At 70.6% G+C, this 13,235-nt stretch carries 14 protein-coding genes; 6 read left to right on the forward strand and 8 right to left on the reverse strand.

Annotated features, from left to right (window positions below):
• Window positions 1-9: 9 nt before the first annotated feature.
• The 5 genes from AC1MLT_RS00990 to AC1MLT_RS01010 all read left to right on the forward strand — a co-directional run bounded on the left by AC1MLT_RS00990 (window position 10) and on the right by AC1MLT_RS01010 (window position 4,543).
• A complete protein-coding gene (locus AC1MLT_RS00990; protein ID WP_481033436.1) occupies window positions 10-537 on the forward strand; it encodes a hypothetical protein in 528 nt (175 codons plus the stop codon).
• 117 nt (window positions 538-654) lie between these two features.
• Window positions 655-1,029, forward strand: a complete 375-nt coding sequence (locus AC1MLT_RS00995; protein WP_481033437.1) for a hypothetical protein — start codon at window positions 655-657, stop codon at window positions 1,027-1,029.
• Window positions 1,026-2,492, forward strand: coding sequence for a TolC family protein (locus tag AC1MLT_RS01000; protein WP_481033438.1), 1,467 nt, complete (start codon window positions 1,026-1,028; stop codon window positions 2,490-2,492). The genes AC1MLT_RS00995 and AC1MLT_RS01000 overlap by 4 nt, the downstream gene beginning before the upstream one ends.
• A gap of 104 nt (window positions 2,493-2,596) precedes the next feature.
• Window positions 2,597-4,033, forward strand: coding sequence for a multicopper oxidase family protein (locus tag AC1MLT_RS01005; RefSeq protein WP_481033439.1), 1,437 nt, complete (start codon window positions 2,597-2,599; stop codon window positions 4,031-4,033).
• A 96-nt stretch (window positions 4,034-4,129) separates the two neighbouring features.
• Entirely contained in the window at window positions 4,130-4,543 is a 414-nt protein-coding gene (locus AC1MLT_RS01010) for a copper-binding protein (RefSeq protein ID WP_481033440.1), read from the forward strand.
• Here the strand turns inward: AC1MLT_RS01010 and AC1MLT_RS01015 are convergent.
• The 4 genes from AC1MLT_RS01015 to AC1MLT_RS01030 form a co-directional block, all read right to left on the reverse strand.
• Entirely contained in the window at window positions 4,474-5,046 is a 573-nt protein-coding gene (locus tag AC1MLT_RS01015; protein WP_481033441.1) for a M48 metallopeptidase family protein, read from the reverse strand. The genes AC1MLT_RS01010 and AC1MLT_RS01015 overlap by 70 nt on opposite strands.
• Window position 5,047: 1 nt before the next feature.
• A complete protein-coding gene (locus AC1MLT_RS01020; RefSeq protein WP_481033442.1) occupies window positions 5,048-6,295 on the reverse strand; it encodes an Hsp70 family protein in 1,248 nt (415 codons plus the stop codon).
• 8 nt (window positions 6,296-6,303) lie between these two features.
• Window positions 6,304-7,899, reverse strand: a complete 1,596-nt coding sequence (gene lysS, locus AC1MLT_RS01025; protein ID WP_481033443.1) for a lysine--tRNA ligase — start codon at window positions 7,897-7,899, stop codon at window positions 6,304-6,306.
• 131 nt (window positions 7,900-8,030) lie between these two features.
• Window positions 8,031-8,702, reverse strand: a complete 672-nt coding sequence (locus AC1MLT_RS01030; protein ID WP_481033444.1) for an LON peptidase substrate-binding domain-containing protein — start codon at window positions 8,700-8,702, stop codon at window positions 8,031-8,033.
• A 30-nt stretch (window positions 8,703-8,732) separates the two neighbouring features.
• On the opposite strand from AC1MLT_RS01030, the gene AC1MLT_RS01035 reads away from it, so the two are divergent.
• The gene (locus tag AC1MLT_RS01035) at window positions 8,733-9,284 is read left to right on the forward strand and encodes a YggT family protein (RefSeq protein WP_481033445.1); all 552 of its coding nucleotides are present in this window, start codon (window positions 8,733-8,735) and stop codon (window positions 9,282-9,284) included.
• Here the strand turns inward: AC1MLT_RS01035 and accD are convergent.
• From accD to AC1MLT_RS01055, 4 genes are all read right to left on the reverse strand, one after another.
• A complete protein-coding gene (gene accD / locus AC1MLT_RS01040) occupies window positions 9,277-10,149 on the reverse strand; it encodes an acetyl-CoA carboxylase, carboxyltransferase subunit beta (RefSeq protein WP_481033446.1) in 873 nt (290 codons plus the stop codon). The genes AC1MLT_RS01035 and accD overlap by 8 nt on opposite strands.
• 61 nt (window positions 10,150-10,210) lie before the next feature.
• Entirely contained in the window at window positions 10,211-11,095 is an 885-nt protein-coding gene (gene trpA / locus AC1MLT_RS01045) for a tryptophan synthase subunit alpha (RefSeq protein ID WP_481033447.1), read from the reverse strand.
• Entirely contained in the window at window positions 11,092-12,381 is a 1,290-nt protein-coding gene (gene trpB, locus AC1MLT_RS01050; protein ID WP_481033448.1) for a tryptophan synthase subunit beta, read from the reverse strand. Before trpB ends, trpA begins: the two co-directional genes overlap by 4 nt.
• A gap of 71 nt (window positions 12,382-12,452) precedes the next feature.
• Entirely contained in the window at window positions 12,453-13,235 is a 783-nt protein-coding gene (locus AC1MLT_RS01055) for a phosphoribosylanthranilate isomerase (RefSeq protein ID WP_481033449.1), read from the reverse strand.

Here is a 13,235-nt window from a genome sequence, read left to right on the forward strand (position 1 = left end):
CGCCGTTCCATGCCGAGTCTCCGCCTGTTCATCCTCTGGATCGTCTTCGTCTGCGTGCCCCTGCAGGGCTACGCGGCGTCGGCCATGGCGCTGTGCGATGCGGTCCATGCCGGCGATGACGGCGGGGCCGCCGTCCATGCCATGCACGGCATGGTGGCGGCCGATGGCGGTGGCGAGGGCACCCGGCGGTTCGATCGGGTACGGGAATCCCATGGGTCGCATGCCGACGACCATGGAACCCATCCAGGCCATGACGCGCATGCCAGCCATGATGCGCACGCGGGCCATGACGCCCGCGCCGATGCGCCGGCGGATGGCACACACGACGGCATGGCCGTCGATGCCTCGCCTGCCGATGCCTCGCCTGCCGATGCCTCGCACGCCTGCGGCACCTGCGCCGCCTGCCATGCCAGCGCGCTGACCGGCGGCTTCGACGTCGCGGTCCTGCACGAGCTGCCACCGGCCGATCTGGCGGAACCGGCCCTGGCGCCGACCACCCGCGTGCCGCGCGTCCTCGACAAACCTCCTCGCGCCTAGCGCGTCCGACCGTCCGCGATCCGCATCGCGGGCCGGACCGGACGCTCATGCATCGCCCGCGTCGCCATGGCCCGCCGTGGTCGCGACGCGTTTCGTCCATGAACTCGCGAGGTTTCCATGCTCCCTCTGTCACCGGCCCACGGGCTGGTCGTCTTCCAATGCCTGATCGCCGCCTCCGCGGCGCTGGCGCAGGCCATGCCCGGCACCTCGATGCCCGCCGGCTCCACCCACGCCCCCGCGGGCACGCCGACACCGGACGGCCTGGGCTACCGGTCGGTGTTCGAGGGCTACCGGGCCTTCGCGGACGATCCGCCGTCGTCCTGGCAGGATGCCAACCGGACCGTCGGGCACCGGGGCGGCTGGAAGGCCTATGCGACGGAGTCCGGATCCGCCCGGGCAGACTCGACGATGCCGTCGGAACCGAACCACCAGCATCACCACGCGCCTCCACCGGCCGCCTCCGAGGCACCGCCGCCGAAGGACCGGCCATGAGGCGCCCGGTCCCCGGCCTGGCCGTCGTCCTGGCCGGCCTGCTGCTGGCGGGATGCGCCACGGTCGACATCGACGAGGTCGTGCGCGACACCGATGCCCGCGCCGCCGGATTCACCGACGGCGCGCTGCGGCTCGACCGCACGATGGCGCAGCGCGAGCGCGGCGCCGCGCTGGCCGACCAGCTGCTGGCCCTGCCGCTGTCGCAGGACGACGCGGTGCGGCTCGCCCTGACGCAGAGTCCGGCGGTACAGGCGCTGCTCGCGCAGGGCTGGGCCGACATCGCCGCGGCACGCCAGATCGGGCGCCTGCCCAATCCCGTGTTCTCGTTCGAGCGGGTCCGCCTCGGCGGCGAGGTCGAATTCGGCCGGCTGCTGTCCGTCGGCCTGGTGGACCTGATCCTGTGGCCGCAGCGGCGCGCATTGTCCGAGGGCCAGGTCGCGCAGGCCCGGCTGCAGCTCACCGCCAGCGTGGTCGATCAGGTGACCGGGGTGCGGCAGGCGTGGACCCGCGCCGTCGCCGCGCGCCAGCTGCTGCACTATGCGCGACAGGTCGATCGATCGGCCGAGGCCAGCGCGGAATTGGCGCGCCGGATGCGGCAGGCCGGCAACTTCAGCCGTCTGCAGCAGGCGCGCCAGCAGGTCTTCCATGCCGATGCCGTGACGCGCCTGGCGCAGGCGCAGCAGGCCGAGGTCGGCGCGCGCGAGAGCCTGGTGCGGGCCCTGGGCCTGGATGCGGCGCAGGCCGCGCGCCTGACGCTGCCCGAGCGGCTGCCCGACCTGCCGACAGCGCCACGGATGCCGGCCGAGGTCGCCGCCCAGGCCGGCGAGCAGCGCCTCGATCTCCAGCTGGCCCGCGCCCGGCTCGACGTCGCCGGCCGGGCCCAGGGCCTGAACCTGCTGCCGAGCATCGTCGATGTCGACATCGGTGGGCGGCGCGACAGTCTGGTCGACGAGAGCGCCGGCACGCGCGGCACGCGGCGCGGCTTCGAGCTCGACCTGCGCCTGCCGCTGTTCGACGACGGCGGGGCATTGCGCGCCGCGCTCGACGCCCGGTCCCTGGCGGCGGCCCGGCGCTACGACGCCACGGCACGGGGCGCGGTCTCTCAGTTGCGCGAGGGCTACGCGGCCTATCGCACCGCCTACGACATCGCGCGCCACTATCGCGACGAGGTCGTGCCGCTGCGCCAGGTCATCGCCGAGGAGAACGTGCTGCGCTACAACGGCATGCTGATCGGCGTCTTCGAACTGCTGGCCGAGGCGCGCGACCAGGTCGCGAGCGTCACGCGCGCCATCGAGGCCCAGCGGCAGTTCTGGCTCGCCGACGCCGCGCTGGCCGCGACCCTGATCGGGCGGCCGGACGCCGGCACCGCCGCGTCCCTGGCCACCGGCGCCGTCGGGGTCGGCGCCATCGGTGCCCCTGGCGCCACGCCGACGTCCGGCGCCCTGCCGGCCGATGGCCACTGACGATGCCATCGCCATCGCCATCGCCATCGCCATCGCCATCGCCATCGCCATCGCCATCGCCATCGTCCCTTCGTCTCTTCCCCTCCGTCCTCCGATCGAACGACATGACCCATCGACGCAACTTCCTCGGCGGCGCGGGTGCCCTCGCGGGTGCCATCGCCGCCGCCAGCGTGAGCCGGGTGGCGCTGGCCGCCTTGCCCGAGCCCGTGCTGCAGACCACGCCCGACACCCGGCCGCCGCTCGCGCCGCCCAACGGCCGGTCCTACGACCCGGTGGTCACGCTCAACGGCTGGACGCTGCCCTGGCGCATGAACGAGGGCGTCAAGGAATTCCATCTGGTGGCCGAACCAGTGGTGCGCGAGATGGCGCCCGGCTTCAAGGCCAATCTGTGGGGCTACAACGGCCAGTCGCCGGGGCCGACCATCGAGGTGGTGGAGGGCGACCGGGTGCGCGTGTTCGTCACCAACCGCCTGCCCGAGCACACCAGCATCCACTGGCACGGCCAGCGCCTGCCCAATGGCATGGATGGCGTCACCGGCCTCACGCAGCCGGGCATCCGGCCGGGCAAGACCTTCGTCTACGAGTTCACCGCGCGTCGTCCCGGCACCTTCATGTACCACCCGCACGCCGACGAGATGGCGCAGATGGCCATGGGGATGATGGGCTTCTGGGTCACGCATCCCCGCGGGCGCCATCCGCTGATCGACCGGGTCGACCGCGATTTCGTCTTCCTGCTCAACGCCTACGACGTCGAGCCCGGCAGCGCCACGCCCAGGATCATGACGATGCTGGACCACAACCTGTGGTCGTGGAACAGCCGCATCTTCCCCGGCATCGATTCGCTCAACGTGCGCCTGGGCGACCGGGTGCGCATCCGCGTGGGCAACCTGACCATGACCAACCACCCGATGCACCTGCACGGCCACGAGTTCGAGGTCACCGGCACCGATGGCGGTCCGGTCCCCAAGAGCGCGCGCTGGCCCGAGGTGACGACCGACGTGGCGGTCGGGCAGATGCGCCAGTTCGAGTTCGTCGCCAGCGAGGAGGGCGACTGGGCATTCCACTGCCACAAGAGCCACCACACCATGAACGCCATGGGCCACGACGTGCCCACCATGATCGGCGTCGACCATCGCGACATCACCCGCCGCATCGCCGACCTGGTGCCCGACTACATGGTGATGGGCGAGCGCGGGATGGCCGACATGGCCGAGATGTCGATGCCCTTGCCCGACAACACGGCGCCCATGATGGGTGGCGACGGGCCCTTCGGTTCGGTCGAGATGGGCGGCATGTTCAGCGTCGTCAAGGTACGCCGCGGCCAGAAGCCCGGCGACCACAGGGATCCCGGCTGGTTCGATCATCCGCCCGGCACCGTGGCGCGCGAATGGGATGGCGCGCCGCCCGAGGCGCCGCGCTCCACCGCCACCGCCACCGGCGCCGGCGTCATGCCGGCGCGACGTCCCGCCGAGGACGTCGAGGTCCGCATCCGCAAGCCGGCCGCCGCACCCGGGGGCCACGGTGGCCATGGCAACCACTGAATGCGTCGCGCCGCCGCGCCGTCGCGCGGCCGTCCCGGGCGCTGGCGCCTTCCCCGCCACGCCCCTCCGTCCCCACCCCGATCGAAAGGAATCCCGATGACCGCTTCCAACCACCCCGCCAGGCCCGGCATCCCCCGTCGCATGGCGCGTCTCGCCGCCATGGCGGCCCTGCTCGGCGGCGCCGCCGCCGCCTCGGCGTCCGGCGCCCCTGCCGACATGGCCGCCGACAGGTCCACCGCCGATGGCGCCTCCCCGACGGCCATCGAGGCGACGGATGGCTATACCGAGGGCGAGGTGCGCCGCATCGACCGCGAGGCCGGCCGGCTGACCCTGCGCCATGGTCCGCTGAAGAACCTCGACATGCCCGGCATGACGATGGTGTTCGATGTCGCGGAGGCGGCCGTGCTCGACCGGCTGCGCCCCGGCGAGCGGGTGCGCTTTCAGGCCGGGAAGGTCGATGGGCGCTTCGTCGTCACCCGCATCGAGCCGGCATCGTCTTCGTCGCGCTGAGCCTCGCCCCACAGGCGCGCGCCACCGGCCTCCAGGTGCGTCAGGTAGAGCCGCAGGTCGAACTCGTGCTGGTGGTAGTCCGGCTCCATGTGCGCGCACAGCGCATAGAAGGCCCGGTCGTGGTCGCGCTCCTTCATGTGCGCGAGTTCGTGCACGACGATCATGCGCAGCCAGGCGTCCGGCACGGCCTTGAACAGGCTCGCCACGCGGATCTCGCGCTTGGCCTTGAGCTTGCCGCCCTGCACGCGCGAGATCGTGGTGTGCGTGCCCAGCGCATGGCGCACGACATGCAGTTTGCTGTCGAAGGCGACCTTCGAGAGCGGATCGGCATTGCGCAGGAACTCGCTCTTGAGCGCGGTGACGTAGTCGTAGAGGGCACGGTCGGTGCGCACCTCGTGGGCCGCCGGATGGCGCGCGCGCAGGTGCTCGCCGAGGCGCCTTTCGTCGATCATCCGCCGCACCTGGGCCTGCACGGCTGCCGGATAGTGCGCGATGTACTTCATGTCAGGCACGCGCCGCGCGGGCGGTGTAGGCCAGCCCGGCCGCCACGCCGCCGAACAGATCGCCCTCGACCAGCCTGACGCCCGCGAAGCCGCGCCGCAGCGCTTCCTGGAACGGCCGCAGCGCCGAGGAGCCGCCGGTCAGGTAGAGCGCGTCGAGGTCGTTGCTGCGCAGGCCGGCGCGGCGCACGCACTCGTGCGCGCTGGCGACCACCTTGGCGAGCGGATCGGCGAGCTCGCGGGCCATGTCGGCGCTGCCCAGCACCACCGCCAGATCGCGTTCGGCGCACGACAGGTCGATCACCGCATCGCCGCCGCTGAGCGAACCCTGGATCTTGGCCTCCTCGACCGCGCTGGCGATGCGATGGCCGTGGCGCTCCTCCAGCACCGTCATCAGGCGGTCGTGCAGGCGCGTGTCGGCATAGCTGCTGCGCAATTCCTTCGCCTGGCGCACCGCCTTGGCGGCGTAGAGCCAGTTGATCAGGTGCCACGACGACAGCTCGAAGAACACCTTGCTCGGCACCTCGCGACCGCGCGCGTCCTTGTGGCGGAAGCCGAACTCCGGCATCACGCGCTCCAGGTTCAGGCGTTGGTCGAAGTCGGTGCCGCCGATGTGCACGCCGCTGGTGGCCAGCACGTCGGCCGCGCGGTCGGGGCGGCCCATGCGCTCCGGGCCCAGGCGCACCACGGTGAAGTCGGAGGTGCCGCCGCCGATGTCGACGATCAGCACCAGCGATTCCTTCGTCACGCGCTGCTCGTAGTCGAAGGCGGCCGCGATCGGCTCGAACTGGAAGCGGATCTCGCGGAAGCCCGCCGTGCGGGCGGCCTGGCGCAGGCTGTCCTCGGCCTGGCGGTCGCGCTTGGCGTCGTCGTCGACGAAATGCACCGGCCGGCCCAGCACCACGCTGGTGGGACGCTCGCCCAGGGTGCGTTCGGCGCGCTGGCCGAGTTCGAGCAGGAAGCGCGCGACGATGTCCTGGAAGCTCACCAGCCCGTCGTAGACGACGGTGGTCTCCTGCATCAGCGCGCTGCCCAGCAGGCTCTTGAGCGAGCGCATCAGCCGCCCCTCGACTCCCGCGAGGTAGAGCGCGACGGCCTCGCGGCCGAAATGCGTGCTGCGGTCCTCGGCGTTGTAGAACAGCGCCGTCGGCATCGTCGTCGCCTCGCCCTCGAGCGGCAGCGAGCGCGCCAGCGCGCCCTCGGGCGCCCAGGCCACGGCGGAGTTGGAGGTGCCGAAATCGATCCCGATCATGGCGCGCGTCAACCCTCGCGTCTCAGGGCCGGGAACAGGATGACGTCGCGGATGCTCGGCGAGTCGGTCAGCAGCATCATGAAGCGGTCGATGCCGATGCCGCAGCCGCCGGTGGGGGGCATGCCGTACTCGAGCGCGCGCACGAAGTCGTGGTCGAAGAACATCGCCTCGTCGTCGCCCGAGTCCTTGGCCTCGACCTGCGCGTTGAAGCGCGCGGCCTGGTCCTCGGCATCGTTGAGCTCGCTGAAGCCGTTGCCGAACTCGCGCCCGGTGATGTAGAGCTCGAAGCGCTCGGTGACCTCCGGACGGTCGTCGTTGGCGCGCGCGAGCGGCGAGATCTCGGTCGGATGCTCCATGATGAAGGTCGGCTGCCAGAGCTTCTCCTCCACGGTCTCCTCAAAGTACATCACCTGCAGGCTGGGCAGGCTGCGCTGCGACAGCCGGTCCTTCTCCTCGCTCAGGCCGAGCTTGCGCAGGGCGTTGACCAGCCAGTCGATGCTGTCGACCCGCGCGATCGCGTGCGAGCCGGCATTGGCCAGCACCTCGATGCTCTCCAGCGGCGCGCCGGCCTCGGTGTACTTGACGATCGCCTCGCGGATCGTCAGGCGCTCGAAGGGCTGGCTCAGGTCGACCGCCCGGCCCTGATAGGTCAGCTGCTCGCCGCCGGTGGTCTTCCTGGCGATGGTGCGGATGATCTGCTCGGTGAAGTCCATCAGGTCCTGGTAGTTCCAGTACGCGGCATAGAACTCCATCATCGTGAACTCGGGGTTGTGCCGCACCGAGATGCCCTCGTTGCGGTAGCTCCGGTTGATCTCGAAGACGCGCTCGAAGCCGCCGACGATCAGGCGCTTGAGATAGAGCTCGGGCGCGATGCGCAGGAACATCTCCTGGTCGAGCGCGTTGTGATGGGTCTTGAAGGGCTTGGCGTTGGCGCCGCCGGGGATCGGATGCAGCATGGGTGTCTCGACCTCCAGGAAGTCGTTGGCCACCATGAACTCGCGCAGCGCCGAGACGGCCCGGCTGCGCGCCTTGAAGCGATCGCGCGCCGCCTCGTCGGTGATCAGGTCGACATAGCGCTGACGGTACTTCTGCTCCTGGTCGGCCATGCCGTGGAACTTGTCGGGCAACGGGCGCAGGCTCTTGGTCAGCATGCGGATCGAGGTCACCTTGACGGAGAGTTCGCCGGTGCGCGTCTTCATCAGCGTGCCCTCGGCGCCGACGATGTCGCCCAGGTCCCAGCGCTTGAAGTCGGCATAGGCCTCGTCGCCGATGGCATCGCGCGTGACATAGATCTGGATGCGGCCGGTGGCATCCTGGAGCGACGCGAAGCTGGCCTTGCCCATGACCCGCTTGAGCATCATGCGGCCGGCCACGCTGTAGGTCTCGGTGGCGGCCTCGAGCGCTTCGGCGCCGGTCTCGCCATGGGAGCGCAGCAACTCGGCGGCGCGATGGCGCGGCTTGAAATCGTTCGGGAAGGCGACGCCCCGGCCATCGGCCTGCGCGGCGCGCATCGCCTTGAGTTTCTCGCGGCGCTCGGCGATCAGCTGGTTGTCGTCGGTGGCGGGCGCGGCCGCGGGCGCGGAGGAGGGCGTGGGTTGGGTCATTGCAGGGAAGGGAGAAGGAACGGGACGACGCGCCGGCCGGCGGGTGCGCCCCACGGCGTGGGGACCGGACGGACATCGCGCGGTGGTGGAGCGTCGAAGGAGCGCGCCGGCGCGGCGCGGAACCCTCGATTTTAAGGTGCCCGGTCGCCGATGCCGTTGTGCGCCAGCAGGTCGCCCACCAGTTCGAGACGCATCAGCGGGCTGTCGAGCTCCATCAGCCGCTGGCGCGCCTCGGGCTGCATCGGCAGCAGTTCGCTCCAGCGGTTGGCCAGCCAGCCGCAGTCGTCGAAGCGGTAGGGCTCGTTCATCGGCAGGCGCAGGGTATCGGCATCACCGGCCTTGCGCCGCTCCTCCAGGGTGGCGACCAGGCGTCGCAGGGCGTCGGCCACGTGGCGCAGGTCCTCCGGCACGGGCAGCGCGACATCGGCTTCCATGGCCTCGGCCTCGGCGGTCCAGAGGCCGTGCTTCTGCAGCGCGCTGCTGCGGATGCGGAAGCGCTGCGTGCCGGTGCATTCGACGCGCATCAGGCCCGGCTGGGGAGCATCGAATTCGCGGATGACGGCGAGCGTGCCGACCGCCGCGAAGCGCTCGGTGCCGGCACCGGCCACGCGCACCTCGGCACCCTGCACCAGGCTCACGACGCCGAAGGGCGTGTCCTGGCGACGACAGCGGCCGATCATGTCGAGGTAGCGCACCTCGAAGATCTGCAGCGGCAGCAGGCCGTCGGGGAACAGCACCGTGCCGAGCGGGAACAGGGGCAGATCGTGTAGGACGGACGGGGTAGGGGTCGGTATGGGGGTCATCGGAAACCTCGCTGGCTATCATCGCACTCCATGCTCTACCAGATCACCGCGTTTTTGCTCGACATCGTCGCCGGCCTGCTCGGTGGAGCCTGCCTGCTGCGGCTGTACATGCAGTACCACCGGGTGTCGTTCAACAATCCACTCGAGCGTTTCGTCTTCGCGCTGACCGACTGGCTGGTGCTGCCACTGCGTCGCCTGGTGCCGGCCTGGCGGCGCTGGGACCTGGCGAGCGCGATCGCGGCGTGGCTGGTGGTGATGGTGAAGTTCGTGCTGCTGTTCCTGCTGGCCGGGCAGACATCGCGCATGAGCCTGCTGCCGGTGCTCTCGCTGATCGGCCTGCTGCAGCTGGCGGTGTCGGGGCTGACGATGCTGCTGATCGTGCATGCCGTGCTGTCCTGGGTGCCGGGCGCCTCGCCGATGCTGCGCGACGTCGTGGCACGCCTGGCCGATCCGCTGGTGGCGCCATTGCGGCGCTTCATCCCGCTGATCGGCGGCGTCGATCTGTCGCCGTTGGCGGCCATCGTGCTGCTGCAGGTGGCCGGCATGATCGCGGGCAGCGTGCTGGGTTCGCTGATCAGGTGACGGCGTCGGCCGGCTGACGCAGCAGCATCGCCAGCGTGCTGGCCACGGTCTTGCGCAGTTCCCGGCGATCGCAGATGAAGTCGATCGCGCCCTTGGTCTGCAGGAATTCCGAGCGCTGGAAGCCCTCGGGCAGGGTCACCCGCACCGTCGACTCGATCACGCGCGGTCCGGCGAAGCCGATCAGCGCCTTGGGCTCGGCGATCACCACGTCGCCGACGAAGGCGAAGCCCGCGGACACGCCACCCATGGTCGGGTCGGTCAGCACGCTGACGTAGGGCAGGCCCTTCTTGGCCAGGTGGGTCAGGGCGGCATTGGTCTTGGCCATCTGCATGAGCGACAGCAGGCCTTCCTGCATGCGCGCGCCGCCGGTGGCGGTGAAGCACACGAACGGCACCTTCTGCTCGATGGCGGTCTCCACGCCGCGCACGAAGCGCTCGCCGACCACGCTGCCCATGCTGCCGCCCATGAACTCGAACTCGAAACAGGCGACCACCGCGTTGATGCTGTGGATCGAGCCGCCCATGACCACCAGCGCATCGGTCTCGCCGGTGTGCTCCAGGGCTTCCTTCAGGCGCTCGGGGTATTTGCGGCTGTCCTTGAACTTGAGCGGATCGACCGGCAGCACCTCCTGGCCCAGTTCGTAGCGGCCCTCGGGATCGAGGAACTTGTCCAGCCGGGCCCGGGCGCCGATGCGGAAATGGTGGCTGCAGTTCGGGCAGACGTTCTGGTTGTGTTCCAGGTCGGTCTTGTAGAGCACCGTCTCGCAGCTCGGGCACTTGGTCCACAGGCCGCCGGGCACCTGGCGGCGCTCGCTGGGATCGGTCTGCGTGATCTTCGGGGGCAGGAGTTTTTCTAGCCAGCTCATGGGGCGGTCCTCGGAAATGCGGTGCGGGGAGCGATTATCGGACGATCGCGCGGTCCGGGCGCTAGCCGCCGGCGGCGTTCTTGGCGGTGGCGCCGGGCAGGGCGTCGAGCGCCTGGCGGATCTCGCCGAGGAACTCGCGCAGCACGGGGATCACCCGGTCGCGCGGCTGGTCGCCGATCAGCTGCAGGATCCGCGTGCCAATCACCACCGCGTCGGCGGCCGAGCCCACCGCCTGCGCGGTGTGGGCATCTCGGATGCCGAAGCCCACGCCCACGGGCACCGTGACGTGCGCGCGGATGCGCGGGATCATGCGGCCGACCGCCTCGGTGTCGAGGTGGCCGGCGCCGGTCACGCCCTTGAGCGAGACGTAGTAGACATAGCCCGTCGCGATGCGCGCGACCTGCGCCATGCGGGCATCGGTGCTGGTCGGTGCCAGCAGGAAGATCAGGTCGATGCCCACCGCGCGCAGTTCGGCGGCGAAGGCCTCGCATTCCTCGGGCGGGTAGTCGACGATCAGCAGGCCGTCGACGCCGGCGGCGGCGGCGTCGCGCACGAAGCTGCCCACGCCATGGATGCCGTCGTAGCGCTCGACCGGATTGGCATAGCCCATCAGCACCACCGGCGTGCGGCTGTCGTCGCGGCGGAACTCCGCCACCATCGCCAGCACCTGCCGGGTCCCGACGCCCAGCGCCAGCGCAGCCTCGCCGGCCTGCTGGATCACCGGGCCGTCGGCCATCGGGTCGGAGAACGGCACGCCCAGCTCGATGACGTCGGCGCCGGCGGCGACCATCCCGTGCATCAGTTCGGGTGTGATGTCGGCGAACGGGAAGCCGGCCGTCACGTAGGGGATGAGGGCCTTGCGGCCGTCGCGCCGCAGGGCGTCGAAGGTGGCCGCGATGCGGCCGCGCGCCGGCGCCGGCGTCTTGGTCGAGGCGATGTCGCTCATGCCGTCTTGCCTCCCTTGACGCTCAGGCCGCGCATCGAGGGGCGGTCGTAGAAGTCGACGCCCGAGAGGTCGGCCACGGTGCCGATGTCCTTGTCGCCACGGCCCGAGAGGTTGACCAGGATCGACTGGTCGGCGCGCATCGTCGGCGCCAGCTTCATGGCGTAGGCCAGCGCGTGGGCGGACTCGAGCGCGGGGATGATGCCCTCGGTGCGGCACAGGTAATGGAACGCGTCGAGCGCCTCGGTGTCGGTGACGCCGACGTACTCGGCCCGGCCGATGTCCGCCAGGTGCGCGTGCTCGGGGCCGACGCCGGGGTAGTCGAGACCGGCGCTGATGCTGTGCGTCTCGGTGATCTGGCCGTCCTCGGTCTGCAGCAGGTAGGTGCGGTTGCCGTGCAGCACGCCCGGGCTGCCGCGCAGGATCGAGGCCGAGTGCTTGCCGCTGTCCAGGCCCTCGCCGGCGGCCTCGACGCCGATCAGGCGCGTGGCCGTGTAGGGGATGTAGGGATAGAAGATGCCCATCGCGTTGCTGCCACCGCCCACGCAGGCCACCACCACGTCGGGCTGGCGCTCCTCGTCGCCGCCGGCGATGCCATCGGCCGCCAGCATGCCGGGCATCTGCGCGATGCACTCGGTGCCGATCACGCTCTGGAAGTCGCGCACCATCATCGGGTAGGGATGCGGGCCGGCCACAGTGCCGATGATGTAGAAGGTGTTCTCGACGTTGGTGACCCAGTCGCGCATGGCTTCGTTGAGGGCGTCCTTCAGGGTCTTGCTGCCGGACTCGACCGGCACCACCGTCGCGCCCAGCAGGTTCATGCGATAGACATTCGGGCTCTGGCGCTTGACGTCCTGGCTGCCCATGTAGACCACGCATTCGAGCCCGTAGCGCGCGCAGATGGTGGCGGTGGCCACGCCATGCTGGCCGGCGCCGGTCTCGGCGATCACGCGCGGCTTGCCCATGCGCTTGGCCAGCATCGCCTGGCCGATCACGTTGTTGATCTTGTGCGCGCCGGTGTGGTTGAGGTCCTCGCGCTTGAGGTAGATCTGCGCGCCGCCCATCTCGCGGCTGGTGCGCGCGGCGTGATAGACCGGCGAGGGACGGCCGACGAAATGGGCCAGTTCGTAATGGAATTCGGCCAGGAACTCGGGGTCGTCCTTGAAGCGGGCATAGGCCTCGCGCAGCTCGGCGATGGCGTGGGTGAGCGTCTCGCTCGCGAAGGTGCCGCCATAGGGGCCGAAATGGCCGCTGGCGTCGGGTTGCTGATAGCGGGTGCTGATGTCCATGGGGAGGTTCTCTCTGTCTGTCTGGTTCGATGCCGGAGGCGGTGGGGTGGCCCGCGGCGCGGGCACCACGTTCAAGCCTTCGGCGGCGTGGCGGAATCGGCGGTGCGCACGGCGGCGACGAAAGCGCGGATCCTGGCGGCGTCCTTGATGCCCTTCATGCCCGGGCCCTCGGCTTCGACGCCGGAGCTGACGTCAACGGCCAGCGATCGGCAGCATGGACGCAGCGCGGCGATGCCCTCTGCCACGTTTGCAGGTGTGAGTCCACCACTCAAGACGAGGTGAGCGTCGACGGCGGTTGGAAGGAGTGACCAATCGAATGCCTTGCCGCCACCGCCGAAACCCGCGACTTCGGCGTCGAGCAGGAGGGCGTGGGCGTGGGAGAAATCGGAGGCGTATTTTAGGAGGTCGAAGCTTGCCCCTGCCGCCCCCAGAGGAATGCGCGCCGCGCGCAGGAAGCGGTGGGCGCCGTCGCCGCTCGCCGCGACGCACTGCGCGGGCGACTCGTCGCCGTGGAACTGCGCCATCGCGCCGGGCACGTGCCGCAACGCGTCGCGCACCCGCGCCGGATCGTCGTTGACGAACAGCAGCACGGGCGTCACGAAGGGCGGCAGGCGCCGGGCCAGTTCCGCCGCGCGGGCCACGGACACGGCGCGCGGGCTGGGTGGATAGAGCACGAAGCCGATCGCATCGGCACCGGCGTCGACGGCCGCGTCGACATCGGCCTCGCGCGTCAGGCCGCAGATCTTGATGCGGGTGCGACGCGGGGCGAGCGCCGACCGGTCGGACGTGGCCTCGATCGCGGCGGAGGAAGCGGAGGAAGCGGGGGAGACGGGAGGGGCGGATGGAACGCTCAT

This window comes from Variovorax sp. PEI5, assembly GCF_056679935.1.

What these genes read in the sequence shown, in the direction of transcription:
- AC1MLT_RS01005 (WP_481033439.1), top strand. Translation starts at nt 2,597, where the DNA reads ATGACCCATCGACGCAACTTCCTCGGCGGCGCGGGTGCCCTCGCGGGT.
- AC1MLT_RS01010 (WP_481033440.1), top strand. Translation starts at nt 4,130, where the DNA reads ATGACCGCTTCCAACCACCCCGCCAGGCCCGGCATCCCCCGTCGCATG.
- AC1MLT_RS01035 (WP_481033445.1), top strand. Translation starts at nt 8,733, where the DNA reads ATGCTCTACCAGATCACCGCGTTTTTGCTCGACATCGTCGCCGGCCTG.
- AC1MLT_RS00995 (WP_481033437.1), top strand. Translation starts at nt 655, where the DNA reads ATGCTCCCTCTGTCACCGGCCCACGGGCTGGTCGTCTTCCAATGCCTG.
- AC1MLT_RS01030 (WP_481033444.1), bottom strand. Translation starts at nt 8,702, where the DNA reads ATGACCCCCATACCGACCCCTACCCCGTCCGTCCTACACGATCTGCCC.
- lysS (WP_481033443.1), bottom strand. Translation starts at nt 7,899, where the DNA reads ATGACCCAACCCACGCCCTCCTCCGCGCCCGCGGCCGCGCCCGCCACC.
- trpB (WP_481033448.1), bottom strand. Translation starts at nt 12,381, where the DNA reads ATGGACATCAGCACCCGCTATCAGCAACCCGACGCCAGCGGCCATTTC.
- AC1MLT_RS00990 (WP_481033436.1), top strand. Translation starts at nt 10, where the DNA reads ATGCCGAGTCTCCGCCTGTTCATCCTCTGGATCGTCTTCGTCTGCGTG.
- accD (WP_481033446.1), bottom strand. Translation starts at nt 10,149, where the DNA reads ATGAGCTGGCTAGAAAAACTCCTGCCCCCGAAGATCACGCAGACCGAT.
- trpA (WP_481033447.1), bottom strand. Translation starts at nt 11,095, where the DNA reads ATGAGCGACATCGCCTCGACCAAGACGCCGGCGCCGGCGCGCGGCCGC.
- AC1MLT_RS01020 (WP_481033442.1), bottom strand. Translation starts at nt 6,295, where the DNA reads ATGATCGGGATCGATTTCGGCACCTCCAACTCCGCCGTGGCCTGGGCG.
- AC1MLT_RS01055 (WP_481033449.1), bottom strand. Translation starts at nt 13,235, where the DNA reads ATGAGCGTTCCATCCGCCCCTCCCGTCTCCCCCGCTTCCTCCGCTTCC.
- AC1MLT_RS01015 (WP_481033441.1), bottom strand. Translation starts at nt 5,046, where the DNA reads ATGAAGTACATCGCGCACTATCCGGCAGCCGTGCAGGCCCAGGTGCGG.
- AC1MLT_RS01000 (WP_481033438.1), top strand. Translation starts at nt 1,026, where the DNA reads ATGAGGCGCCCGGTCCCCGGCCTGGCCGTCGTCCTGGCCGGCCTGCTG.